We start from the raw sequence: 22914 nt of genomic DNA on the forward strand, positions 1-22914 counted from the left end.
GATCCCCCCTCTCCTCAGCCGTTACGCGGCGTGCCGTGTCATGGGGGTGGAACCCTCCCGTGGGCCCGAGCCGCGGACGTGCTCGCGGTCCCGCCGGAGGACGGGACCGCGAGCTTCATGGGTGCGGGATCGCCCGGAGCGGCGCGGGTCAGGCCGGGGGCAGCGTCCACTTCTGTGCCGCGGTCCCGTTGCAGGTGTAGATCTGCAGCCGGGTCCCCTCCGTGGTGGACGAGTCGGGATCGTCCAGGCAGAGGCCGGAGTGGGGGTTCGTCAGGGAGCCGTCGGCGCCGGTCGTCCACGTCTGGGCGCCGGTGCCGTTGCAGGTGTACAGCTGGACGAGGGTGCCGTTGGTCGTCCCGCTGTTCGCCACGTCGAGGCACTTTCCGAGGGTGCGCACGGTGCCGTCGGCGGCGACCGTCCAGTCCTGGGCGTAGGTGCCGTTGCACGTCCACAGACGGATCGCGGTGTGGTCGTCGGTGCCGGAGCCGGCGTCGTCGATGCACTGCGCGGAGGTCACCGCGGACTTGACCGGGCCCACCCGTGGCTTCGGCGGGGCGGTGGTGTCACCGGGGTAGGAGGGCGGGGCTGCCGACGCGGCCGTGGCCCAGCCGGTGTTCGGGGCGGTGCCGAGGGTGTAGCCGAGCGTTCCGCCGGAGGTGATCGCGCTCGTGGGTGCGTAGGCGTTGTTCCACGCGGACCCGTTGAACGCCGCGGACTGGACGTAGGGTGCGTCGTCCGCGGCACCGTCGGCGTTGATCGTCAGCGTCCTGCCGGAGGGCAGGGTGATCACGGCCTGGGTGAACAGGGGCGAGCCGAGGGCCAGGTCCGGCGTGCCGGGTGTCATGGGGTACATGCCCAGCGCGGACCAGACGTACCAGGCGCTCATCGCACCGAGGTCGTCGTTGCCGTCGGCGAGGCCCGCGGGGGCGTTGGCCCAGATCTGGTCCTGGATGGAGCGCACGGCCCCCTGGGTCTTGTAGGGCTCGCCGATGTAGTCGTACTCCCACGGCAGTTCGATGCTGGGCTCGTTGCCGACCCACGCGTAGCCGTGGTCGCCGGTGTAGCTGCGCAGCACGGTGTCGAGGTAGTCGCCCATCACCTTGTTGCCTCCCTTGGCGGTGGCCAGCCCGGCCACGTCGAAGGGGACCATGCCGGAGTAGATCCACGAGTCGGCCTCGACCATGTCCGTGCCGCTGGTGGGGTCGAATCCACCGGTCCAGGAGCCGTTGGCGTTGCGGGGCTGGACGAAGCCGGAGGCCGGGTTCAGTGTGTTGCGCCAGTCCTGCGCACGATGGGCGTAGGTCTGCTGGCTCCGGGTGTCGCCGAGGGAGCCGGCGAAGGCGGACAGGGCGAAGTCGGCGGTGTCGTACTCCAGGGTCGTGGCCACCGGGCCGTAGAAGTTGCAGCAGCCGTACGTGCCGTCGTGGGGTTCGTAGCCCGGGTTGTCGAGGTAGTTCAGGCCCGGCCGGTCGTTGTTCGCGGTGCTCGCCTGTTTCAGCAGGCCGGCCAGCGCCTTCGCGGTGTCGAAACCGTGCGCGCCGAAGGCGTAGTAGTCGGCGATGATCGACGCCGCCGGGTCGCCGACCATGACGTAGGACTCGCCGTTGTTCTCCGACCACTTGGGGAAGATCCCGGTCTGGGCGTAGTCGTCGGTCATCGACTGGGCGGTGTCGGAGGCGGCCTGAGGACTCACCAGCGCCTCCAGCTGGGCCTGGGAACGGTAGATGTCCCAGCCGGAGTAGTTCGCGTAGGCGGCGCTGTGTCCTGCATCGACGGTGTGCGTCCTGCCGTCGAACCCGTAGTACTGGCCGTTGGTGTCGCTGATGACGTTCGGGTGCAGAAGCGAGTGGTACAGCGCCGTGTAGAAGATCTTCTGCTGGTCCGCCGTGCCGCCGCCGATCCGCACCTTGCCCAGAGCCGTGTCCCAGGCGGTGTGGGCCGCGGTGCGCACGTTGTCGAAGTTCCAGCCGGCGTTCTCGGCGCTCCGGTTGGCGGCGGCGTTCGCGACGGAGACGTAGGAGATGCCGACCTTGGCCTGGACGACCGGGTCGGTGGTGGTGTCGAAGGTGACATGTGCGTTCGACGCGGCGGCGTCGTGCGGTACCGCGGTGCCGGCGCGCGGCTTGGGCATGGAGCCGTGCAGGCGCGGTTCGTTCGGCTTCTCCGGGTCGTTCTTGCCGGCCCGCCGGGCCGGGGGCCCGGACGGCTTCGCCCGGGGGGCGAGGGCGCTGCCGCTGGAGGTGAACGGACGGTCGAAGACCATGTCGAAGTAGACGGTGTAGGTGTTGCCGGCGCCGCAGAACTTCCCGCTGGTCACCTGGCCGCTGACCTCGGTGCCGGAGACGACGTTGAACTGTGTGGAGGTGCCGCCGTTCTGACTGCCCGCCAGCTTGAAGAGCAGGTTGGCCTGGGAGGTGGCGGGGAAGGTGAAGCGCGCCATGCCGCTGCGCGTGGTGGTGGTGAGTTCGGTCGTCACCTTGTTGTCGAGAGCGACCTTGTACGAGCCGGCCGAGGCGGACTCGCCGGCGTGCGAGAAGGAGTCCGTCGCCGTGTTGTCGACGGCGCCCACGGTGGGCAGCACCGGTACGTCGCCCGAGGCCCCGCAGCCCGGTCCCGCGATGTGGGTGAGGCTGAAGCCCGTGACCAAGGAGTCCTTGTACTCGTATCCGCCGCCGGGGGGCCGTGACGAGGTGTCGGGGCTCCACTGGACCATGCCGAAGGGGACGTCCGCGCCGGGGAAGTCATTGGCGTCGTTGGACGTGCCGATGAAGGGGTTCACCAGGTCCGCCGGTGACGACACGAGGTGGACCGTGCGCGCGGGCGCCGCCCAGGTGACGGGAGCGGGCAGTGCGTATGCGCTCAGGAGGGCGGCGCCGGCGGCGACACCCAGGGTCGTACGGATCCGGTGACCGCGGACCGGTCGTCTGCGCGTACCAGGCCGACGGGCGCCGGCCGGAGTCGAGAACATCGCGATCTGCCTCCAGAAGGGGATGCGTTCGGGAGCACGCCGAGCGGGACGGACGAAGACAGACGGGTGGGGCGGCGCAAGGCCCGGGTGAGAATCGGGCCGCGGTCCCGGTCACAGCCGCGGCCTCGGTCATGGCCGCGGTCGCGGTCACGGCCGCGGTCACGGCCGCGACCGACGGTTCCGCGGGCGCGAAGGCGGCAAAGACGAGGGAGACAACGTTGTCGGATGCCTCAGGAACTCTGTGACAACGTTATCCAACCGTGACCGGATTCTTTCGACCGAGAGAACACCACAGGGAACTCGGAACCCCTCCCGCCTCTCCAACCGCTGGACGTCAGACCGGCTCGGAGCACTGTCGCAACGTAGTCATCGGGCGTGCTCACGTCAATACTCGCGGGCCTCTTCGGATTACTCCAACATCGCTGACTTCAGGCCTGGTTGGCCGCAGAGACCCGGCTCGGGCAGGAGTACGGCCGCACCCGCAGTGACGGTGGGCCGGTCATCGGACGGGCGCCCGGATCCCGGTCCCGGGACCCGGGGGAAAACCCCCGAGGGTTTACGTGGGGCAGCCCGCGTGCACATACGGTGGCTGGCACGCTGTCGCCGATGGGACGGCCTCTCCAGAATTTTCGGTATGACGACTTCTCCCGAAGCCTCCGTGGCGACCCGGCCCTCCACCGGCAGTGCGCGCACGCCCGGCGCCGGCGCCGGCAGCGACTTCGCACGGCTGTCCCAGCGCATCTCCGAGGCAGGACTGCTGAAGCGGCGCCCCGGCTACTACACGGTGCGGCTGGGGCTGGTGATCACTCTGTTCGCCGCGGGCTGGGGGGCCTTCTTCGCTCTCGGCGACACCTGGTGGCAACTGGCCGTCGCCGCCTTTCTGGCCGTGATGTTCGGCCAGGTCGCGCTGGTGGCGCACGACCTGGCCCACGGTCAGGTCTTCCGGCGCCGTCGGCACAGTGAGATCGGCGGGCGCCTGTTCGGGAACCTCGGTATCGGCATGAGCTACGGCTGGTGGATGAACAAGCACACCCGCCACCATGCCAATCCCAATCATGAGGAGCTCGACCCTGATGTCTCCCCGGACATCCTGGTGTGGTCCACCGAACAAGCCCGTGCCAGCCGCGGCCTGGCCCGCCTCTTCGGCGGTCACCAGGCGCTGCTGTTCTTTCCGCTGCTGACCTTGGAAGGCTTCAACCTGCACGTCTCGAGCGTGCGGGCGCTGCGCTCCTCGTCCATGAGGAGCCGGCTGCTGGAGGGCGCGCTGCTCCTGGCGCACATCGTGGGTCTCCTGTCCGCCCTGTTCCTGGTGCTCCCGCCGGGCAAGGCGGTGGCGTTCCTCGCCGTGAACCAGTGCTTGTTCGGCGTCTATCTGGGCTGCACCTTCGCCCCCAATCACAAGGGCATGCCCACGATCACCGGTGAGCAGCGACTCGATTACCTGCGCCGCCAGGTGCTGACGTCCCGCAACGTGCGCGGCGGCCGGTTCACCGACGTGATGCTGGGTGGGCTCAACTACCAGATCGAGCATCACCTGTTCCCGAGCATGCCCACGCTCCACCTGCGCCGGGCCCAGGTGATCGTGCGGGAGTACTGCGCCGAGGTCGGGGTGCCCTACCACGAGACCGGGCTGATCCAGTCCTACCGTGAGGCCCTGACGCACATGCACCGGGTGGGAGAGCCGATCAGGCAGCAGCGCAGGGCGTGACCGGGTCCTCGGGGCCACGGCGGCGCGGCGCGCTGGCCGTGACAAGGCCCTCCCGGCCACGGCAGCACGGCCCTCGCCGCGGCGAGGGCGCGCGCACGAGGGCGCGCCGACCAGCCGCCGACCGCTCTGGTCCCGCACTCCTACGCACCCCCGCACCCCCGCACCCCCGCACTCCCCCACTCCCGCACTCCCGCCGCGATCAGCGCGGCCTGCTCCGCCTTGCGCCGAAGTGTTGCCCACCGAGCCTTACAGGTGGGCAACTTCGGCGCTCCAGGGGGCGAAAGGGATCCGGTCAGGCGAGTACCGCGGTGGCTTCGATCTCCACCAGATGTTCGGGGACGTCCAATGCCGCCACGCCCAGCAGCGTGGCCGGCGGGACCGGAGTGACCCCCAGCTTCACGGACGCCCGACGGATCCCCTCCAGGAGCTGGGGCATTTTGTCGGGGGTCCAGTCGACGACGTACACGGTCAGTTTCGCCACATCGCCGAAGGAGCCGCCGGCCTCGGCCAAGGCGGTGGCGATGTTGAGGTAGCACTGCTCGACCTGGGCGGCGAGGTCGCCTTCACCCACCGCGGTCCCCTTGCTGTCCCGGGCGACCTGTCCGGCGATGAAGACCAGCCTCGTCCCCGTCGCGATCGACACCTGCCGGTAGACATCGATCGTGGGCAATCCGTCGGGGTTCACCAGTGTGATGGCCATGCTGTCTGCCTCCTTGTCACGGAGCCCGTGGGCCCGCCGGCACCGGGCCAAGACGTCCCTTGGTCTCTTGTGGATACTCAGGAACCGTAGGAGAGTGTGCGCTGACGTGGAAGTACGCACTTTTGGGTGACTGGAGAACCTCATGGTGACCAAGCAGTTCACGGGCTCGCCCGACGAAGCGGATCTGAGGCGCGTGGACTCCCTGGCGCGGGAGATCTTCTCGGACGTCGCCAACAAATGGGCGCTCCTGATCATCGAGTCCCTGGGGGAGCAAACCCTGCGCTTCGGCGAGCTGCGGAACGAAATCGAGGGCATCAGCCACAAGATGCTCACCCAGAACCTGCGCATGCTCGAGCGCAACGGCCTGGTCGAGCGGACGGTGCACCCGGTCGTGCCGCCGCGGGTCGAGTACACACTCACCGAGCCGGGTCAGGCCCTGCGGGTCACGATCGACGGACTGTGCGACTGGACCCACCGGTACCTCGGCCACATCGAGACCTCCCGCCACCGCTACGACGCCTGATCGAGACCTCCCGCCACCGCTGCGACGCCTGACGGGGGCGGCCGGGCAGCGGCCCGGCGGCCCCGTGGGATGCTCACGGCGGCCAACCAGCGGGTGCTGACCGCGGTTTCGTGATCGCCGTGCCGGATGACCATCGCCCGCCACGACATCACACGGGCCCCAGGCCCGCCCCGAAGCGGGGGTGCACGCGGCGGGCGGGCTCCCGGCGGTGCCTGCGCCGGGGTGAGCCGGGGTGAGCCGGAGCGGCCGACGACACCGCCGGCACCGGCGATCGTGGACGTGTCACCCACAACGATGAATCCGACCCTGGCATATGAGCCAACCTCATGCCTGCTCCTATCCTCTTCATGGGCGGGAGCCACGAGGTGGAGGCGAGGTCCCGGGAAGGTTCTCCGTGCCGGGGAGGATCCGGTCCCGCGGCTTGCGGAGCGTGGGCCCTCGGGCCGCGCCGGGCCCACGCCGCAAGGCCGACGGACCCCAAGTTGGTCACACAGAGTCGCCGCGCGTGGCGGAGGACCGGCCTCCGCAGCGCGAGCGTGCGGACGACCGAACTCGCCCTTCATGCACATGAGTTGTAAGTGCAAACCTGTGGCTCGAAGTCGCCATGACTCCCTTGCGTGCCGCTTCCGGCCTCGCTGAGCATGAGAGTCGTCCGGAAGTCCGTGATGCGGCCGGTACATTCGGCCGTGCGCGAGGAAGGGCTCGCAGGCTTCATGCAGATGCAGTCACCCGATCCCACCGTCACCGTCGCCCTCTCGGGAGCCGAGTTCGGCTGGGGCAGCACCGGCAAGCTCAGCGCCTTGGTCACCACTCTCCGTGACCGGTCACCGATTCCGCTGCGCTTCGTCGGCATCGCCTCCGGACTGAGCCGTACGCTCCTCGAAGAGCACGGGATCGACCGTTGGTACGACACGCCCGCCGACGACCGGCAGGCGCTGGCGGACCTGGTGCACCGCGAGAACGTCCGTGCCGGACTGGTCGTGCTGGAAGGCCCGGTGGCCGTCGGGCTGGAGGCCGCCGGGGTGCCCACGGTCTTCGTCGACAGCCTGCCCTTCCTGTGGACCGAAGGGGACCGGGAGGCGCTCCCGACCGACGTGTCCGTGTACTGCGCCCAGCGGTGCGTCGACCTGCCGGCCGAGTGCCAGGACGTGCTGGCCTCGGTCACGAACCTGCGGTGGGTGGAGGCGGTCATGGCGGTGCCGGGCCGGGGGAAACCCGCCGGCCCACCGGCCGGTCCCGTCCGCGGCACCCCCGTGCACCGCGCGCTGGTCAGCCTCGGCGGGCTGCGTTCACCGACCCTCGCCGACTGGACCTGCTACCCGCGCCTCGTCGTACCCGCCGTACTGAGAGCGCTGGACTCGCTCGGCGTACAGGAGGTCCATGTCGCGGGCAATCTCCCCGCCGGGTTCTCCGCCGACCCGGAGCACGCCGTGGCGGGCGGTCTCCCGGTCGCGTTCAAGGCCGACGCGGAGCACGCCGTGGCGGGCAATCTCCCCGCCAGGCTCCCCGCCGGCGCGGAGCACGTCTCCCCGATGCATGTCACCTACGGCCCCCTCCCGCACGAGGTCTTCCTGGAGCGGCTGGCGGACACCGACGTCCTGCTCACCTCGCCGGGGCTCACCACCTTGCTGGAGGCCGGTGCGCGGGGCACGCCCACCGTGTGCCTCCCTCCGCAGAACCTCAGCCAGATCTTCAACGGCCGCTTCCACAGCCGCGCGGTCGGCGCGGACGTACGCGTGACCTGGCCCGGCCGTGTCTTCGCCGAGGCCGACGTTCTCCGCGACCGCACGAGCGCCGAGGAAGCGGCACTCCGGCAGATCTACGCGGGCATCGCCACCGCGGCCGGCGACCACGCCGCACAGACCCGGGCCGAGGTGTACGACGGTGTCCTCGCCGCGCTGCGCCGCGCCGGCGCGGGCGCCTGCTGGACCGCTCTCACCGACGCCGTCGGCCGCAACGGTGCGGCCCAGGTCGCCGACCACGTCCTGGATCTCGTCCTGCGTACCGCGGCCGCGGCCCGCGGCTGAGCGGACGACCACAGACCGGCCGCCACCGGCCCACAGGAAGGTTCCGCCATGACCGAGCAACGGGAGTCCCGCCCCAGCGGGCCGCGACGGCGCGGCAGCGCGCGTGAGAGATATCTGTTCGTCCGCCTGCTGGAGGCCTGCAACGCGGACTGTTTCATGTGCGAGTTCGCGCTCTCCCGGGACACGTTCCGGTTCTCGGTCGAGGACTTCGACGAGTTGCTGCCAGGGGCCCTGGAGGCCGGGGTCGGCTACATCCGCTTCACCGGCGGCGAGCCGCTGATGCACGCGGACGTGGCGGAGCTGGTGCGCCGGGGCACCGACGCGGGCATGAAGATGTCGATCATCACCAACGGCATGATGCTGCCCCGGCAGATCGAGCGGCTGGCCGACGCGGGGCTCGCTCAGGTGATCGTCAGCCTGGACGGCGGCTCGGCCGCGACCCACGACGTCTACCGCCGCTCCCCGGGCATGTTCGACAACGGCCTGCACGGGCTCCGGGCCGCCGCCGGACTCGGTGTCCTCCCCCGCGTGAACAGCGTGGTGGGACCGCACAACTACAGCGAGATGCCCCAGTTGCAGAAGGTCCTGACGCAAGCCGGCGTGCAGCAGTGGGAACTCTCCGCCCTGAAGCTCGAACGCGCCATCCGCTATCCCGATCCCGAGCATGTGCGGACGGTGTGCGATCCGATCTACGACGCGGACCCCGAGCGGATCCTCGTGCCCCTCGGCAAGCGGTTCTACGGGGACACCCCCGAGGAACAGGAGCGGTACTTCTCGGACTCCGTCACACCGCGGGCCGGCGAACCGCTGTGCCATGTCGTCGACGACGTGATCTATCTCGACGGCAAGTACGGCCGGGCGTACGCCTGCAGCTGCCTGCCGCATCGCGAGGAGGACGGCGCGCCGGGAGGAGCCCCCTTGCGTGAGGACGGTGTCATCCGGCTCGACACACCCGCCTTCCACGCCCATGCGGACTACTTCCGCACCGAGGGGCCGCGCGTCTGCAACGGCTGTTCGGCGACGGCGGCCGGGTACAGCGACGACGTCGCCCGGCTGGGCGGCGTACGGCCGTGGCAGTACTGAACCGCCCGGCCGGCCCGGGTCCCCATCGGTGCAGGCGACAGGAGAGAGATGCCCGAACACGGCCAAGGAGATGTCCCGGCGCACGGGCAGGCACCGGCACGCCGGCGCCTGCTGCTGGTGGCCGCCCCCCGGCGGCTCGACTCGGTGACCGCCCGGCGCCGGATCGCCGCCCATCTGCGCGAGATGGACCTGGTCGAGGAGCCCGCGGCGGCACGGGGAAGAGAGTGGATCCACAAGGACGCGGACCGTCCGGACGCCGCCCTGGTGTGCGACCTTCCCGCCGTCGCGCAGGAGCTGACCGAGCGCGGGGTGCCGGTGGTGTATCTGCACTCCGGGTACCGGTCCCGGAGTCTGCCCGCCGTCACGGCGGCCGCCGTGCGCGCCCACGCCCCCGCCTGGCTGCCGGGCCCCCGCGCGGCGGGACGGGACGGCGCGCGCCCCACGGGCCTGCTCGCACCGGCCCGGCTGGCCCGCGACAGAACCCGGACGGGGTGCCTGCTGCTCGTTTCCGGGCACCGGGTGCCCGGTCATGACCTCGCCGCCTTCGCCGAAGGCCCGCTGCGCACCGTGGCCGAGGAGGCGGTGCGTCGCACCGGCCGGTGCGACGTGGTGTGCGACGGCGAGGCGGCCATCACGACCGCCGCTCTGGCGCACACCGCCGGTGTGCGGGTGCACGATGCCCGCACGGCCGACGTGGACGCCCTGCACGCGGCGGCGCATGTGTTCGTCGCTTCCCCGACGATGACGGCCCTGACGCTGGCGCAGTCCCGCCGTGCCCCGCTCGTCCTCCTCCCGCCCCTCGACCACGACCAGGACGACCTGGCCCGTCGCACCCGCCAGGCCGTGCGGGTGCCGACGGTGACGGATCCCGCCGACCCGGCGCTGTGGGCCCCGTCGGACGCCGACGCCCATGCGGCGTGGTCGGACCTGGGCGAGGACGACCTGCGCGGCGCCCAGCGCGTCGCCCGGACGCTCCGTCAACTCGCCCTCGCCCCGACCGCCTTCTGACCACACCCGCCCACCGCGCCGTCCGCAGGGCAGCCACCGAACGCACCATCCACAGAGCAGCCACCCACCTCACTGTCCGCAGGCAGCCGCCCACCCCCATGTCCGCATGGGCAGCCGTTCGCGCCCGGCCCTGCCGGGCGCTGCACCCGACCCACGCATTTGATCTGCCGACCCGAGTCGCTGGACCGGAGTTGCGATGTCCCAGATGAGCACGGAACACGACGGGATGATGCCTTCCCTCACCCGTCGCGCAGACATCCCCGACGAGCAGTGGAACGACTGGCGCTGGCACATGCGCAAACGCATCACCAACCTCGACAGGGCCCGGGAATGGATCCGGCCCACTCCGCTGGAGGAGAAGGCGATCGCGGAGACGGCGGGCAGGTACCGGTGGTCCGTCACGCCGTACTACGCCTCGCTGATGGACCCGGACGACCCCGGCTGCCCCGTGCGGCAGCAGGCCGTGCCCGCGCTCGGCGAGCTGATGGAGTTCAGCGGCGCCGAGGTCGATCCGGTCGGCGACATGTACTACCGCAGGACCAACCGCGTGGTGCACAAGTACCCCGACCGGGTGATCATGCTGATCACGGAGGCGTGCCCGGTCTACTGCCGGCACTGCACCCGCAAGTTCCACACGACGGACGTGGACGGCACGTACTTCGAGCGCAACGAGGGCGAGGACTTCAGCGAGGACCTGCGCTACATCGCCGAGCATCCGGAGATCCGCGACGTACTGCTCACCGGCGGCGACCCGCTGTCGTACCGGGACGGGAAGCTGGAGGAGATCATCGCCGGCCTGCGGGCCATCCCCAGCGTGGAGATCATCCGCATCGGCAGCCGTTTCCCGGTGCTGCTCCCGCAGCGCATCACACCGCAGTTGTGCGAGATGCTGGCGCGCTACCACCCCGTCTGGCTGAACACCCACTTCAACCATCCCAAGGAGATCACCCCTGAGGCCGAACAGGCCGTCGACCGGCTGCTGCGCCACGGCATCCCGGTGGGCAACCAGACCGTGCTGCTGCGCGGGATCAACGACGAACTCGCCACCATGCGACGGCTCATGACGGAGCTGCTGCGGATCCGCGTGCGGCCCTACTACCTGTACCACTGCGACAACGTCACCGGTGTCTCGCACTTCATGACCTCGATCGAGAAGGGCTGGGAGATCATGGAGGGCCTGCAGGGCCACATCACCGGTTTCGGAGTGCCCCAGTACGTCCTCACCACCCGTCTGGGGAAGATCCCCATGGCCCGCCCCTACTACCGTGAGACACCCGACGGTCTGGCGCTGCGCAACTACCGGGGCGAGGAGATGCTCGTCGACGACAGCGTCTGCCCCCTCACCGAGTCCGCCGCGGCGCACGCCTGCCGGCACGCGCCCGAGGTGGCCGAGAACCGCACGACGGCGACCGGGGAGGGTGCACGATGACGCTCGACAAGAGGCTGGGACAGCGGTTCCTGCCCTACGGTGCCAACTACCTCGACTGGTCGGACATGAGCGAACTGCGCCACGCCGTCGAACAAGGCGTCCTGTTCCGCTACCAGACCGAGTCGGAGAGCATGGCCGACCGACTGGAGCGCCGGGTCACCGAACAGCTCGGCGCGGACCACGCGCTCGCGGTGCACAACTGCACCGAGGCGCTGCGCCTCGCCCTGGTGTCCACCCGGCCCCGGTCCGGCGACGTCGTGTACATCCCGGCCGTCACGTTCGTGGCGGTGGCCGGCGCGGTGCTGTCCACCGGGCTGATCCCGGTGCCGGTCGACGTCGACGAGTCGTTCTCCCTGGACGCCTCCCTGCTGCCGCCGGACGCGCAGCGGGTGGTCGTCGCGCACATGGAGGGCGCGGTCGCCCCGCTGCCCGAGCACGTTCCGTATGTCATCGAGGATGCGGCGCAGGCCCTCGGTGCCGTCTTCCCCGACGGGAGGCGCACCGGCACCCGCGGCTACGCCGGTGCCTTCAGCTTCCACCACAACAAGATCCTCACCTCCGGCGAGGGCGGGCTGCTGGTCACCAACGACCCGGAGGCCTGGCAGGTGATGCGCTGCTACCACGACCACGGTTCCGCACGGGTGCCCGGCCGCTACCCCACCTGGAACGAAGGCGCCTACTACGGCGAGAACTTCGTCACCAGCGAGGAGGTCGCCGCCATCCAGCTGCAGCAGTTCCGGCACCTGGACGACATCCTGGCCGGGCTGGAGCGCCACTACGCCGTCACGGCGCAGGAACTCCCCGCCCGGCGGGACATCGCCCTGCTGCCCCGGTCGGCCGGCGACGCGAAGATCAGTCTGCGGCTGCGGCTGGAGAGCCGGGAGCTGCGGGACGCGGCGGTGGCCCTGCTCAGTGCGCGGGGCATCGCCCACTGGACCCTCGGCAAGTACTTCCTGCCGGAGCATCCCGTCCTCACCTCACGCAACTCCCTGTACGCGGACGGCTTTCCGTGGAACCTGGCCGACGGGGTCCCCCGAGCGCTCAGCCGGGACGGCTTCGCCCGTACCCGCTCGCTGCTGGAGCGCACCCTGTGCGTGCCGCTGTCCCCCGAGCTGTCCGAGACCGGGCAGTACGAGACGGCCAAGACGCTCCGGCAGACGCTGGAGCTGCTGTGACCGGGGCCCCGGAGGCCGTTCTGCTGGCGGACGACCGGGCCTCCTCCTTCACCCGCCATGCCGCCCGTCATCGCGCCGACGGTCTGGTGCTGCTGCGGTTCGAGGACGCGCGTGCCGACATGTCGGCGCAGTACCTGGACGAGACCGCGCACCTGCCGTCGTTCTGGATGCGACGCGGCGCGCCGCTCGGGGCGGAGGCCAGGCGCTATCTCGACTGGATCCGCCGGCAGCCGGTCCGCCCGACCCGCTTCTGCAACCCCTCCGAGCCCCGCCAGGAGACCGCGCAGCGCTTCGCCGGGCTCGTGGGTCTGCCCCACCTGGCTCCCTGGCAGGTGCGGTGGGTGCGCAACAAGGCCGACATGAAGGACAAGTTCCGGGAGCTGGGGCTGCGGACGGCCGCCTACGCCCCGGTCGCCACGCCCGGCGACGTGACCGGCTTCGCCGCAGCCCACGGCTGGCCGGTGGTGCTCAAACCCGTCGACTCCTTCGCCTGCGTGGACACCTATCTGCTGCGCGAACCCGCCGACATCGGCCGGGTCGATCCCGGCGCACGCCGCTGGATGGTGGAGCAGTACCTCGGCGGCACCGAGTGGGAGGCGTGCGCGCTGATCCTCGGCGGCGAGGTGCTGGACGTCTGGCCCAGTGCCATGCCGTGCCGGCCCCTGGACATCGTCGACGGGGCCATGAACGCGAACATCAGTGTGGCGTCCGGCCCCGGACCTGACTGCGACGTCACCGGCACGGTGGGGCGCATCGTCCGGGGGATGGGCCTGGACCACGGCTATCTGCACATGGAGTTCTTCGAGATCGACGGCCTGGTGTACGCCGGTGAGGTCGGGGTCCGGATGGCCGGGTGCGAGATCGCCGCCAACCACGGGCACGCCTACGGGTTCGATGTCTTCGGCGCGACCCTCGACGTGTACGCGGGCCGCCGCCCGGCCCTGGAGTACGGCGAGCGCCGGTGTGTCGGCGATCTGCTGCTTCCGCTGCCCGGCAGCGGCACGGTCACCGCGCTGACCTCCCAGGAAGAGCTGCTGGGCCTGCCCGGCGTCATCGCGGCGAGCCTGCGCACCTCGCCCGGCGGGCGCGTGACGGCCCGCCGGGCCTCGCACAACTCCTGCGGGCACGTCCATGTCGAGGGCGCGACGGCCGCCGAGGTGGAAGGGCGCATGAGACACGTGCTGGACGTGTTCCGCATCGAGGTGAGCGCCGGCGCCGAGGCCGCACCGGCGCCCTCTCCCTGACCCGCACGCCGCAGTCCGCCCGCCGACCCGTACCCGTTCACGACCCACGGAGGACCGACGCACCATGACAGGGATGCCACGGAGGTTCCTGCGCCTGCTGACGCGCCCGCACGTCGCCGGGCTCGCCTGGTGGAGCGTGGTCTCCAGGCTGCCCGTCTACCTGATGTCGCTCGCCATGGTCCTCGTGGTGCGTGAGCAGGGCGGCAGTTACCCCCAGGCGGGCCTGGTCTCCGCCCTCTACACCCTGGGCATGGCACTGGGCGGCCCGCTCGTCGCCCGCCGGGTCGACCGCGCCGGCCGGCGGCCCGTGCTGCTCGCCACGGGGGTGACGTATCCGGCCGCTCTCATCCTCCTGGTGTGGGCCACCGGACCGGCCGATCCCGCACAGCTCGTGCTGGCGGTGCTCGCCGGCGCCGCCCTGCCCCCGGCCAACGCCTGTATGCGCGGCCTGTGGGCGCGCCTGCCGCTCGGCGAGGACGAGCGGTCCACCGCCTACCTGTGGGAGGCACTGCTTACCGAACTCCTCGTCATCGGGACGCCCGTCATGCTCGCGGTCCTGATGACGGCCGGGTCGGCCGGCTCCGCGCTGACCGCGGTCGCCGTGCTGGGCGGCGTCGGTGCGGCCGGGCTGGCGCTCACCCCGCTGCCGTCCGAGGTGGCCGAGCGGGACCGGGCGGCCGGCGGGCCGAACGGATCCCCCGGCGGGCCGCTGGGCCCGCTGCGCAACCGGGCCCTGCTCGGGCTGCTCGCGGTGATGGCCGCCTCGGCCGTACCGATCGGGCTGATGACGCTCGCCGTCCCGGCCTTCGTCGACGCCCACGGCACGGCCGGGCGGACCGGCTTCGTCTACGCCTGCTGGGGCATCGGCAGCGCGGTCGGCGCGCTGTGGCTCGGCGACGCGCAGTCCGAGCGGCCCGTGCACCGCCGCTTCCCCTGGCTGGTCCTCGCCTTCGCGGCGGGTACGGCCCTGCCGCTGGCGGCCACGTCCGAGATCGCCCTCGGCCTCGCGCTGGCGGTGGGCGGCGCGCCCATCGCGCTCGTCTCCGCCGCCGAGATGACCCTGGTCGGCACGCTCGCCGACGAGCGCCTGCTGACCGAGGCGTTCACCTGGGCGTCCCTGTCCACCGTGCTGGGTGAGGCGATCGGGCAGCAGACGGGCGGGCTGCTGGCCGACCCGCTCGGGCCGCACGGCGTCTTCGCGGTCGCGGTGGGCAGCGCGCTGCTCGCCGCGGCGGGGGCGTTCGGATGCCGCGGCCTGTTCGCCCGGACGACGGCGGCACCCGCCACCGCCGGCACCGGCTGACCCGCCCGCCCGGGAGCGGCGCCACCGTCCCCCGTACCCCGTACCCCTCGCTCCATGTCAGCCCGTTCGCACGCCCAGCCAGTGAAACGAAGGACAGAGGTCGACCCAGATGCAGTCCGCCCACACCGATGCGCGTACCGCCGAGCAGAGCGCGTCCGCACGTCCAGCGCTCTTCCGGCCAGTGCTGCCGAGCCGGCTCAGCACCGCGGTGAAGGAGTTCCTCGCGGCACCCGCGGGCGCACCGGTGCCCGTCCTCACCGAAGGCCGGGCCGACCTGGTGCGGGCCGTCGAGCTGGCGGGCCGCCTGTACGACGGTACGCACCGGCCCGAACCGCTCGACCACGCAGTGGTGCTGGGCGGCGAGGAGTTGCCGGACGGTGTCACCGATCTGGTGGCGCCGCTGGCCCGCACGTGGCTGGCGCCCGAGGACCTGCACAGGTTCGGGCACGATCTGCACGGCAGCCTCCTGGTGGTGGGCACCTACGACCGGCTGCGGCTGGACCCGGTGCGTGAACTGCTGCAGAGCACGTACCGGGCAGCAGGGCTCGGACTGTCGTTCCTGAGCGGCCGTGACCCGGTCTCCCTCCTGTGGAACGCGGCCAAGCAGTACGCGCGGACGCGGGACTGCGTCACCCGTCTCGGGCTGTTCACCGACACCGACCGCCCCGCTTCCACGGACCGGGTACGGGTCTACGACGACCGGGACTTCGAGCGCGTCGACATCCAGGCGGAGATCCTCGGCAGCCTCTGGCGCAAGGTCGTCTTCCAGGGGCACGGCAAGGACGACAGCATCAACCTCGGCGAGTTCACCATCTGCGGGCTCAACGACAACGCCCCGAGGGACGAAGGGCTGCTCGGCCCGCGCTGCGCCTACGGTCTGCCCTGCTACAAGCCGGAGGACAAGCTCGTACCGCTGAACGAGGTGACGGCCGCCGAGGTCGTCCTCAGCGCCTGCAACAGCGGACCGCTGTCCGACCTCGCGCTCTACGACCCGCGGTACCAGATCCTGCTCAACGCACTGGACGGTCCGGCCCGCACGGTGGTCTCCGCCGTCTCCGTGCACGACTCCGACCGGCCCGAGAACGCGGCCTGGATGCGGGCGGCCGCCACCGGGACCGACTCCGTGGACACCCTCAACGCCAGCCTGGCCGGCTCGCACCCCTACCCCGCGTTCATGCGTTTCGGCCTGCCCGACGGGCACCGCGACGTCCGGCCCGAGCCGTCGGACCACCGTCCCGACCCGCTGCTCCTCACGGTGGGCGCCCGGCTCACCGCGCTGCTCGGCGGGGAGCTGCTGCCGCACAACCACGCCCTGCGTCCCCGGCTGGCCAAGCTCGCCCGCAAGGTGGACCTGTGGGTGGCCCGTCCCACCCATTGGGCCGATCAGTCGGACAGCGAGATGCGTGCCTCGCTCGAAGCCGATCTGCAGTCCCTCGACCATGCCGTCGCCGAGCAGGTTTCCGACAGCCCGGAGACCGAGCTGATGAACTACCCGGCGCACTTCGGCGACCGCAGCCGGCTGGACGAGCGGGTCGACGAGGTGACCTGCCACTGCGGGCGGCCCGCTCAGCGGTTCACCCGGCGCGGTCTGCTGCCGAACGTCCTGGACACGGTGTGCGTGGTGTGTCTGCGCTGCGGCGACGTGACCTTCCGGGTGCCCGACTCGCCGGAGCTGCTCGCCTTCGCTCCGGACGAGGTCCCGGCGGGCGGGGTGCTGGAGGTCCGTGCCGAACTGACCGCGGCCCGTCCGGGTCCGGTGCGGCTGGGCCTGTTCGTGCCGACGTACCTGCGCGAGGACACCGTCGTGGAACCGGCGTTCGTCAAGGTCAAGGGGTCGGACCGCGCCACCAGGCAGGTGACGTTCCGGGTGCGGTTCGCCGAGCGGACGGCCCCTCAGGCCTACTACTTCACCGTCTTCGCGGTGCAGGACCTGGCGGTCTCCACCGCCCGGCGGCACTTCGGAGTCGTTCCCCGGCGAGGCTGACAGCCGTCGGCCTCCTTACCGTCCCCAGGAGGACAGCCATGGAGCAGAGCACCGGCTCGACAGCCGCGCGGGCCGCCGAACCCGGGATCGAGCTGATCGAGAAGGACGGCGAGGTGACGTTGAGCATCGGCGGAGAGCAGGCCATGCAGGCGTGGGAACGCGACCTGATGTGGGCCGGCGCCGATCTCCTGTGCCGGCACGGGCAGGACTTCTACGAGGTCGGGCTGGGCCTCGGTCTGTCGGCACTGCGGATCGCCCGCCACCCGGCCACCCGGAGCCACACCGTCCTTGAACTCTTCGGCGAGGTCGAGGAGTTGTTCCGTGCCGCCACCCCGGAACTGCCACCTTCGCTGTCCATCGAACGCGGTGACTTCTTCCAGCGGATCAAGGAGCTGCCGAGCGAGAGCTTCGACGGCATGTTCTTCGACCCGGCCCTCGACATGGAGGTGTGGACGGACCAGGAGCTGTGGGCGAGGACGGTACCGGAGGTGGTGCGGGTGCTGCGGCCCGGCGGCGTCTTCATCCCGTTCTTCAGCACCAAACCCGAACTGCGCTGGCAGTACGTCGAGCACTTCCGCCGGGTCCATGTGGAACGCCATCCGTACCAGGCCTACGACACCACGGAATACACCTACGGCACCAGCGGCAACGCCTACATCCAGTGCTTCTACAAGGACTGAAGGACATCTCGTGACCGTGATCAGCAGTACGTCCGAGCCCGTTCTCGACGGCGTGCGCAGCGTCTTTCTCGCCGGTCCCTTCATGGGCCTGGTCAATCCGGAGACCAACAGCATGCCGACCACCGAACAGCTTCCGTTCCTCACGCTCATCGAGCACTTCGAGAAACAGGGCCTGGAGGTGTACAACGCCCACCGCCGGGAGGCCTGGGGCGCGCAGGTGCTGACACCCGAGGAGTGCACACCCCTGGACCAGCTGGAGATCCGCAAGGCGGACGTCTTCGTCGCCATCCCGGGCATCCCGCCCTCCCCCGGCACCCATGTCGAGATCGGCTGGGCGAGCGCGTTCGACAAACCCGTCGTGCTGCTGCTGGAGGAGGGCCGGGAGGAGGAGTACGGCTTCCTCGTCCGCGGTCTCGGTACGGTCGCCGCGGTGGAGTTCGTCCATTACACGGACATCGGCCGGGCCACTGCGGAGATCGACGCGGCGATCCGCCGTGTGGTGGACCGTGTGAACAACCCGGCCACGACGCCCTGAACGACCGTGCGCTTCACGGCGCCCCGCGCAGCGGGAGGTGCGCGGGGCGGGGTGCCGGGGCCTGCGCCGGCCCGCCGTTCCGTTCGCACGGCACGCCGTCGGTCTGGAGCCTTCCGGAATCAGCCCGGGCCCTGGGCGTGCCGCGCACGCGTCCCGGTCCTGGCGTCCCGGCCGTCCCCGCAGGGGCCGCGCGTTCCGTCGGGCGGGGTGTTTGGGGATACTGGCTCGATGTCCCAGCCACCGCTGCACATCGAACCGGACCCCATAACGGCCGACCCGCCCAGTGCCACGGACTGGCCCCTGCTGACTCAGTCCTGGCTCGACCTGGCCTTCCTCCACTGGGCCGCCGACCCGGCGGACGTCGCCCCGCTCCTGCCGGCCGGTACCCGGCCGGACACCCTGCACGGCGTCACCTACGTCGGCCTCGTCGCCTTCCGGATGCACCGCGTCGGCTGGTTCCGCCTCCCCGGCGTCCCGTACCTCGGTACCTTCCCGGAGACCAACGTCCGCCTGTACTCGGTGGACGCCCAGGGCCGGCGGGGTGTGGTCTTCCGCTCCCTCGACGCGTCCCGCCTCATCCCCGTCGTCGTCGGGCGGGCCGCCTTCCGTCTCCCGTACGTCTGGTCGCGGATGTGTATCCGCCAGGAGGGCACGACGATCGCCTACACGAGCAGCCGGCGCTGGCCCGGACCTCGTTCCGCACGAAGCAGCCTCGCGATACGGGTCGGCGAACGGGTCGAGGCCCCGAACGAGCTGGAGCACTTCCTGACGGCCCGCTGGGGCATGCACAGCGCCTTCTTCGGCCGGCCCCTGTACCTCCCGAACACCCACCCCCGCTGGCCCCTGCACCGTGCCGAGTTGCTGCGCTGCGACGAGAACCTCGTGGCCGCGGCGGGGCTGCCCGCGCCGGCCGGGGAGCCCGTCAGCGTGCTCTACTCGCCCGGAGTGCCGGTCCGGTTCGCCCGCCCGCCCCGCACCACGGCCGGCATCCCCACCCCCTGAACCACCCGTGGGGAACGGGAGCAGGACGCCGCGTGGTGGGGCGGGAGGAGCCGGCCCGGGGGTGAGCCCCGGGGAGCCGCCCCCGGTGCGGCCTGGCACTCGGGCTCGGGGGAGGTTGCCCAGGCGGCGATGGCGAGCGGCCGAAAGCCGACTGCGGGCTGCTGACACCGTAGGCGAGGGTGGGTCACCATGGCGCGCATGCCCGAGAAGCCGAGCACCGCGCGCCGGATCGCCGACGCCCATGTGGACCACGTCGCCGCCCTGGACCCCCTGACCTCGACCCGACTCGGCCTGCACCCCGAGGACGACCGGCAGCCGGACCTGTCGCCGGAGGGGTTCGAGGCGCACGCCGAACTGGCCCGGCGAACGCTCTGTGCGCTCGACGGCGCCGAGCGGGACGCCGAGAAGGCCGGCGTGGTGTGGGAGGACGCCGAGCGGAACTGCGCCCGGCTGCTGCGAGAACGGCTGACCGCGGAGCTGGCCCTGCACGAGGCGGGCGACCACTTCCGCGAACTGCGCAACGTCGGCTCGCCCCTGCACCGGGTGCGCAGCGGCTTCACCCTGATGCCCACCGGAACCGACGCGAACTGGGCCGCGGTCGCAGGGCGGTTGCGCAGACTGCCCGGCGCGCTGGACGGCTACCGGGCGACCCTGGCCGAGGGCATCGCCCGCGGGCTGCTGTGCGCGCCCCGCCAGGCCCGGGCCGTCATCGGGCAGCTCGCCGCCTGGACCGGCCAGGACGTCGGCGGCGCGGGCTGGTTCGCCCGGTTCGTGGCTGCCGGTCCGGATCGGCTCAGGCCCGAGCTGGACGCCGCCGCGGACCGGGCGACGACCGCGGTGACCGGCTTCCGTGACTGGCTGCACGACACCTACCTGCCGGCCGCGGACGGCACCCCGGACGCGGTCGGCCGCGAGCGCTACCTGCGCTCGGCCCGCTGGGCCAACGGCGCCCTTCCGGACACGTCCGAGGCCTACGCGTGGGCCTGGGAGGAGTTCCACCGCACGCTCGCCGAGATGCAGGCCGAGGCCGCCCGGATCCTCCCGGGTGCCACCGTCCGGGAGACCATGGACCACCTGAACCGGCACGGCCACACCATCGCGGGCGAGGAGAACATCCGGGCCTGGCTCCAGGACATCATGGACGAGGCCATCGATGCCCTCGACGGCACCCACTTCGACATCTCCGGCCCGCTCCGCCGGGTGGAGACGAGGATCGCGCCCCCGGGCAGCTCGGGCGCCCCCTACTACACCGGCCCCAGCCTCGACTTCAGCCGGCCCGGACTCACCTACCTGCCGACCCTGGGCCAACAGACCTTTCCCACCTGGGAGATGGTCAGCACCTGGTACCACGAGGGCGTTCCCGGGCACCATCTGCAGACCGCCCGGTGGACCGCCGCCGTCGACCGCCTCAGCCGCTACCAGATCACCCTCGGCGCGGTCAGCGCGAACAAGGAGGGCTGGGCCCTGTACGCCGAGCGTCTGATGGACGAACTGGGCTTCCTCACCGACCCGGCCCGCCGGCTCGGCTATCTGGACAAGCAGATGCTCCGGATCATCCGCGTGATCGTCGACATCGGCATGCACCTGGAACTCGTCATCCCCGCCGGTTCCGGCTTCCACCCGGGCGAGCGCTGGACCCCGGACCTCGCCACCGCGTTCATGGCCGCCCACCACGGCAGCGACGCCGCCCGCCGCTCCAGCGAGATCGACCGTTATCTGGGCTGGCCCGGCCAGGCCATCGGCTACAAGCTGGGAGAGCGCGCCTGGTTGCAGGGCCGCGAAGCCGCCCGTCGCCGCCTGGGTGCCGGCTTCGACCTGCGGGCCTGGCACATGAACGCGCTGACCCAGGGCTCGCTCGGCCTCGCCGACCTGGCCGACAGCCTCGCAGCACTGTGACGGGAACGGGGGACGCTGTCAGGCCTGGCGGGCGTAGGAGGCGAGGCGATCGGCGAACGCCCTGACGAGGGTGCGCAGTTCATCGGGGTGCTCGACGACGAAGGGCCGGTCGAGCGAGGAGAGGAGCGGGGGCAACCAGTCGAGCCGCTCCACCCGCAGCTCGACGCGCAGCCAGCGCTCGCTCTCCTCGTCCTCTTCTGCCACGGGTGCGTGCTCCTCCAGGATCGCGACGCCGGCGGGAAGACGGGCGCGGATCTGCCCAGCCGTCCCCTGGATGCGCAAGGTCACCTCGTGCCGGTACTCGGCCGTGGCGAACCCCGACAGCACGCGCTGGGCCGGACCGGGACCCACGGGCGCCTCGAATGAGCCGGGCAGGGTCCGCGCGTCTGCGATGCGGTCGAGCCGGAAGGTCCGGTCCTCGCCGATCCCGGGGTCCGTGCCCGTGACGTACCACCGGCCCGCGTGGGCGACGATCCCGTACGCGTGCAGTGTGCGTTCACTGCGCCGGCCGCCACGGTCGGTGTATCTGACCGAGACCGGCCGGCGGTGACGCACCGCATCGGCGAGGGCGAGCAGGATCCCGGCGTCCGGCGTGCCGGACTCGCCGGGCTGGTCCGTGAAGGCGAGGGAGTCCAGGAGTGTGTCGAGCCGACGGGCGACGTGCCGGGGCAGCACCCGCCGGATCTTGGCCGATGCCGTCTCGGACGCCGTGTGCTCGGCGGTCGTCAGCCCCGCTCGCCGGCCGGCGACCAACCCGAGCAGCACGGCCAGCGCCTCGTCGTCGCTGAGCATGAGCGGGGGCAAGCGGTAACCGGGAGCGAGCCGGTACCCGCCGTAGCGGCCGCGCACCGACTCCACGGGCACGTCGAGGTCGATCAGCTGGTCCACGTACCGCCGCACGGTGCGCCCGTTGACGCCGAGCCGGTCGGCGAGTTCGGCCACCGTCCGGGTACCGCCCGACTGCAGCAGCTCCAGGAGTGTCAGCACGCGGCCGGTGGGTCGAGGCATGTTCACAGACTAGCTCGAATACAGGACCGATTCTGTCCCCTATTCGTCCTAGCCTGCGCAGTACAGCGACTCCGTCGACCAGGGAGATCACCATGGACTTCGTCTCGATCCGCATCATCACCAGCGACGTCGCGCGCCTCGTCGCGTTCTACGAGCGGGCCATGGGGGTGCGGGCGATGTGGGCCACCGAGGACTTCGCCGAGCTCAACACCCCCAACGCCACCCTCGCGATCGCGAGCACCCGCACCGTCCCGCTGTTCGCCCCGGGCTCCGCCCGCCCGGCGGACAACCACAGCGTGATCACCGAGTTCCTCGTCGACGACGTGGACCGCGTGCACCAGAACCTGGCCGGTTTCGTCACCGACTTCGTCAACGAGCCCACGACCATGCCCTGGGGCAACCGGTCGCTGCTGTTCCGCGACCCCGACGGCAATCTCGTCAACTTCTTCACCCCCGTCACCCCGACGGCCCGGGCGAAGTTCGCCCTCTGACGCCGAGCACGGTTCCCCTGCGCAGGACCGCCTGCCCGGTGATCCGAACAGGTCGGCCTCAGGGCAGGATGGGCGCGTGCTGCCTCCCCGACTGCTGTGGTGCGATCCCCGGCCGGTCCCCCGGTTCAACCGGCAGGAGCCGGTGACCAC

The 22914-nt window shown here is 71.5% G+C and carries 18 protein-coding genes; 15 read left to right on the forward strand and 3 right to left on the reverse strand.

The window, feature by feature from the left end; all coding sequences use genetic code 11:
* Window positions 1-148 precede the first annotated feature (148 nt).
* On the reverse strand, window positions 149-2968 hold the full coding sequence (locus ACZ7P3_RS13800) for a lectin (protein ID WP_472081131.1): 2820 nt from the start codon (window positions 2966-2968) through the stop codon (window positions 149-151).
* Between the two features lie 634 nt (window positions 2969-3602).
* Between ACZ7P3_RS13800 and ACZ7P3_RS13805 the strand changes: the two genes are divergently transcribed.
* Window positions 3603-4676: a fatty acid desaturase family protein gene (locus tag ACZ7P3_RS13805; RefSeq protein WP_472081132.1), complete on the forward strand. Its 1074-nt coding sequence runs from the start codon at window positions 3603-3605 to the stop codon at window positions 4674-4676.
* Window positions 4677-4968: 292 nt separating this feature from the next.
* Here the strand turns inward: ACZ7P3_RS13805 and ACZ7P3_RS13810 are convergent, their stop codons facing one another.
* Window positions 4969-5376: a RidA family protein gene (locus ACZ7P3_RS13810; protein ID WP_472081133.1), complete on the reverse strand. Its 408-nt coding sequence runs from the start codon at window positions 5374-5376 to the stop codon at window positions 4969-4971.
* A gap of 142 nt (window positions 5377-5518) precedes the next feature.
* Here ACZ7P3_RS13810 and ACZ7P3_RS13815 point away from each other — a divergent pair, with 142 nt between their 5' ends.
* The 13 genes from ACZ7P3_RS13815 (at window position 5519) to ACZ7P3_RS13875 (ending at window position 21265) form a co-directional block, all read left to right on the forward strand.
* A complete protein-coding gene (locus ACZ7P3_RS13815) occupies window positions 5519-5899 on the forward strand; it encodes a winged helix-turn-helix transcriptional regulator (RefSeq protein WP_472081134.1) in 381 nt (126 codons plus the stop codon).
* Window positions 5900-6612: 713 nt separating this feature from the next.
* The gene (locus ACZ7P3_RS13820) at window positions 6613-7926 is read left to right on the forward strand and encodes a hydroxymethylcytosylglucuronate/cytosylglucuronate synthase (protein WP_472081135.1); all 1314 of its coding nucleotides are present in this window, start codon (window positions 6613-6615) and stop codon (window positions 7924-7926) included.
* A 48-nt stretch (window positions 7927-7974) separates the two neighbouring features.
* Window positions 7975-9009, forward strand: a complete 1035-nt coding sequence (blsE, locus tag ACZ7P3_RS13825) for a cytosylglucuronate decarboxylase (RefSeq protein ID WP_472081136.1) — start codon at window positions 7975-7977, stop codon at window positions 9007-9009.
* Between the two features lie 48 nt (window positions 9010-9057).
* The gene (gene blsF / locus ACZ7P3_RS13830; protein WP_472081138.1) at window positions 9058-10017 is read left to right on the forward strand and encodes a CGA synthase-related protein; all 960 of its coding nucleotides are present in this window, start codon (window positions 9058-9060) and stop codon (window positions 10015-10017) included.
* 205 nt (window positions 10018-10222) lie between these two features.
* Window positions 10223-11446 (forward strand): arginine 2,3-aminomutase, encoded by a 1224-nt coding sequence (gene blsG, locus ACZ7P3_RS13835; protein WP_472081140.1) that lies wholly within the window; start codon window positions 10223-10225, stop codon window positions 11444-11446.
* Window positions 11443-12621: a DegT/DnrJ/EryC1/StrS family aminotransferase gene (locus tag ACZ7P3_RS13840; RefSeq protein ID WP_472081142.1), complete on the forward strand. Its 1179-nt coding sequence runs from the start codon at window positions 11443-11445 to the stop codon at window positions 12619-12621. Before blsG ends, ACZ7P3_RS13840 begins: the two co-directional genes overlap by 4 nt.
* Complete coding sequence (locus ACZ7P3_RS13845) at window positions 12618-13865, forward strand: ATP-grasp domain-containing protein (RefSeq protein WP_472081144.1); 1248 nt, start codon at window positions 12618-12620, stop codon at window positions 13863-13865. The genes ACZ7P3_RS13840 and ACZ7P3_RS13845 overlap by 4 nt, the downstream gene beginning before the upstream one ends.
* 73 nt (window positions 13866-13938) lie before the next feature.
* Window positions 13939-15168 (forward strand): MFS transporter, encoded by a 1230-nt coding sequence (locus ACZ7P3_RS13850; RefSeq protein WP_472081146.1) that lies wholly within the window; start codon window positions 13939-13941, stop codon window positions 15166-15168.
* Between the two features lie 109 nt (window positions 15169-15277).
* The gene (locus tag ACZ7P3_RS13855) at window positions 15278-17152 is read left to right on the forward strand and encodes a hypothetical protein (protein WP_472081148.1); all 1875 of its coding nucleotides are present in this window, start codon (window positions 15278-15280) and stop codon (window positions 17150-17152) included.
* Window positions 17153-17190: 38 nt separating this feature from the next.
* Entirely contained in the window at window positions 17191-17832 is a 642-nt protein-coding gene (locus ACZ7P3_RS13860; RefSeq protein WP_472081150.1) for a class I SAM-dependent methyltransferase, read from the forward strand.
* Between the two features lie 10 nt (window positions 17833-17842).
* Window positions 17843-18367, forward strand: coding sequence for a nucleoside 2-deoxyribosyltransferase (locus ACZ7P3_RS13865; RefSeq protein WP_472081151.1), 525 nt, complete (start codon window positions 17843-17845; stop codon window positions 18365-18367).
* 228 nt (window positions 18368-18595) lie between these two features.
* A complete protein-coding gene (locus tag ACZ7P3_RS13870) occupies window positions 18596-19369 on the forward strand; it encodes a YqjF family protein (RefSeq protein WP_472081153.1) in 774 nt (257 codons plus the stop codon).
* Between the two features lie 198 nt (window positions 19370-19567).
* On the forward strand, window positions 19568-21265 hold the full coding sequence (locus ACZ7P3_RS13875) for a DUF885 domain-containing protein (protein ID WP_472081155.1): 1698 nt from the start codon (window positions 19568-19570) through the stop codon (window positions 21263-21265).
* Between the two features lie 18 nt (window positions 21266-21283).
* Here ACZ7P3_RS13875 and ACZ7P3_RS13880 read toward each other — a convergent pair whose 3' ends face one another.
* On the reverse strand, window positions 21284-22273 hold the full coding sequence (locus tag ACZ7P3_RS13880; RefSeq protein ID WP_472081156.1) for a helix-turn-helix transcriptional regulator: 990 nt from the start codon (window positions 22271-22273) through the stop codon (window positions 21284-21286).
* Window positions 22274-22365: 92 nt separating this feature from the next.
* On the opposite strand from ACZ7P3_RS13880, the gene ACZ7P3_RS13885 reads away from it, so the two are divergent.
* A complete protein-coding gene (locus ACZ7P3_RS13885; RefSeq protein WP_472081158.1) occupies window positions 22366-22764 on the forward strand; it encodes a VOC family protein in 399 nt (132 codons plus the stop codon).
* The last annotated feature ends 150 nt before the right edge of the window (window positions 22765-22914 follow it).

It is taken from the genome of Streptomyces sp. NPDC107581, assembly GCF_055657175.1.

Bases quoted from the DNA above. Each gene is read 5' to 3' on its own strand.
- ACZ7P3_RS13885 (WP_472081158.1), top strand. From the start codon at position 22,366: ATGGACTTCGTCTCGATCCGCATCATCACCAGCGACGTCGCGCGCCTC.
- ACZ7P3_RS13870 (WP_472081153.1), top strand. From the start codon at position 18,596: ATGTCCCAGCCACCGCTGCACATCGAACCGGACCCCATAACGGCCGAC.
- ACZ7P3_RS13800 (WP_472081131.1), bottom strand. From the start codon at position 2,968: ATGTTCTCGACTCCGGCCGGCGCCCGTCGGCCTGGTACGCGCAGACGA.
- ACZ7P3_RS13880 (WP_472081156.1), bottom strand. From the start codon at position 22,273: ATGCCTCGACCCACCGGCCGCGTGCTGACACTCCTGGAGCTGCTGCAG.
- ACZ7P3_RS13820 (WP_472081135.1), top strand. From the start codon at position 6,613: ATGCAGATGCAGTCACCCGATCCCACCGTCACCGTCGCCCTCTCGGGA.
- ACZ7P3_RS13850 (WP_472081146.1), top strand. From the start codon at position 13,939: ATGCCACGGAGGTTCCTGCGCCTGCTGACGCGCCCGCACGTCGCCGGG.
- ACZ7P3_RS13855 (WP_472081148.1), top strand. From the start codon at position 15,278: ATGCAGTCCGCCCACACCGATGCGCGTACCGCCGAGCAGAGCGCGTCC.
- blsF (WP_472081138.1), top strand. From the start codon at position 9,058: ATGCCCGAACACGGCCAAGGAGATGTCCCGGCGCACGGGCAGGCACCG.
- ACZ7P3_RS13840 (WP_472081142.1), top strand. From the start codon at position 11,443: ATGACGCTCGACAAGAGGCTGGGACAGCGGTTCCTGCCCTACGGTGCC.
- ACZ7P3_RS13815 (WP_472081134.1), top strand. From the start codon at position 5,519: ATGGTGACCAAGCAGTTCACGGGCTCGCCCGACGAAGCGGATCTGAGG.
- blsG (WP_472081140.1), top strand. From the start codon at position 10,223: ATGAGCACGGAACACGACGGGATGATGCCTTCCCTCACCCGTCGCGCA.
- ACZ7P3_RS13860 (WP_472081150.1), top strand. From the start codon at position 17,191: ATGGAGCAGAGCACCGGCTCGACAGCCGCGCGGGCCGCCGAACCCGGG.
- ACZ7P3_RS13805 (WP_472081132.1), top strand. From the start codon at position 3,603: ATGACGACTTCTCCCGAAGCCTCCGTGGCGACCCGGCCCTCCACCGGC.
- ACZ7P3_RS13875 (WP_472081155.1), top strand. From the start codon at position 19,568: ATGCCCGAGAAGCCGAGCACCGCGCGCCGGATCGCCGACGCCCATGTG.
- blsE (WP_472081136.1), top strand. From the start codon at position 7,975: ATGACCGAGCAACGGGAGTCCCGCCCCAGCGGGCCGCGACGGCGCGGC.
- ACZ7P3_RS13810 (WP_472081133.1), bottom strand. From the start codon at position 5,376: ATGGCCATCACACTGGTGAACCCCGACGGATTGCCCACGATCGATGTC.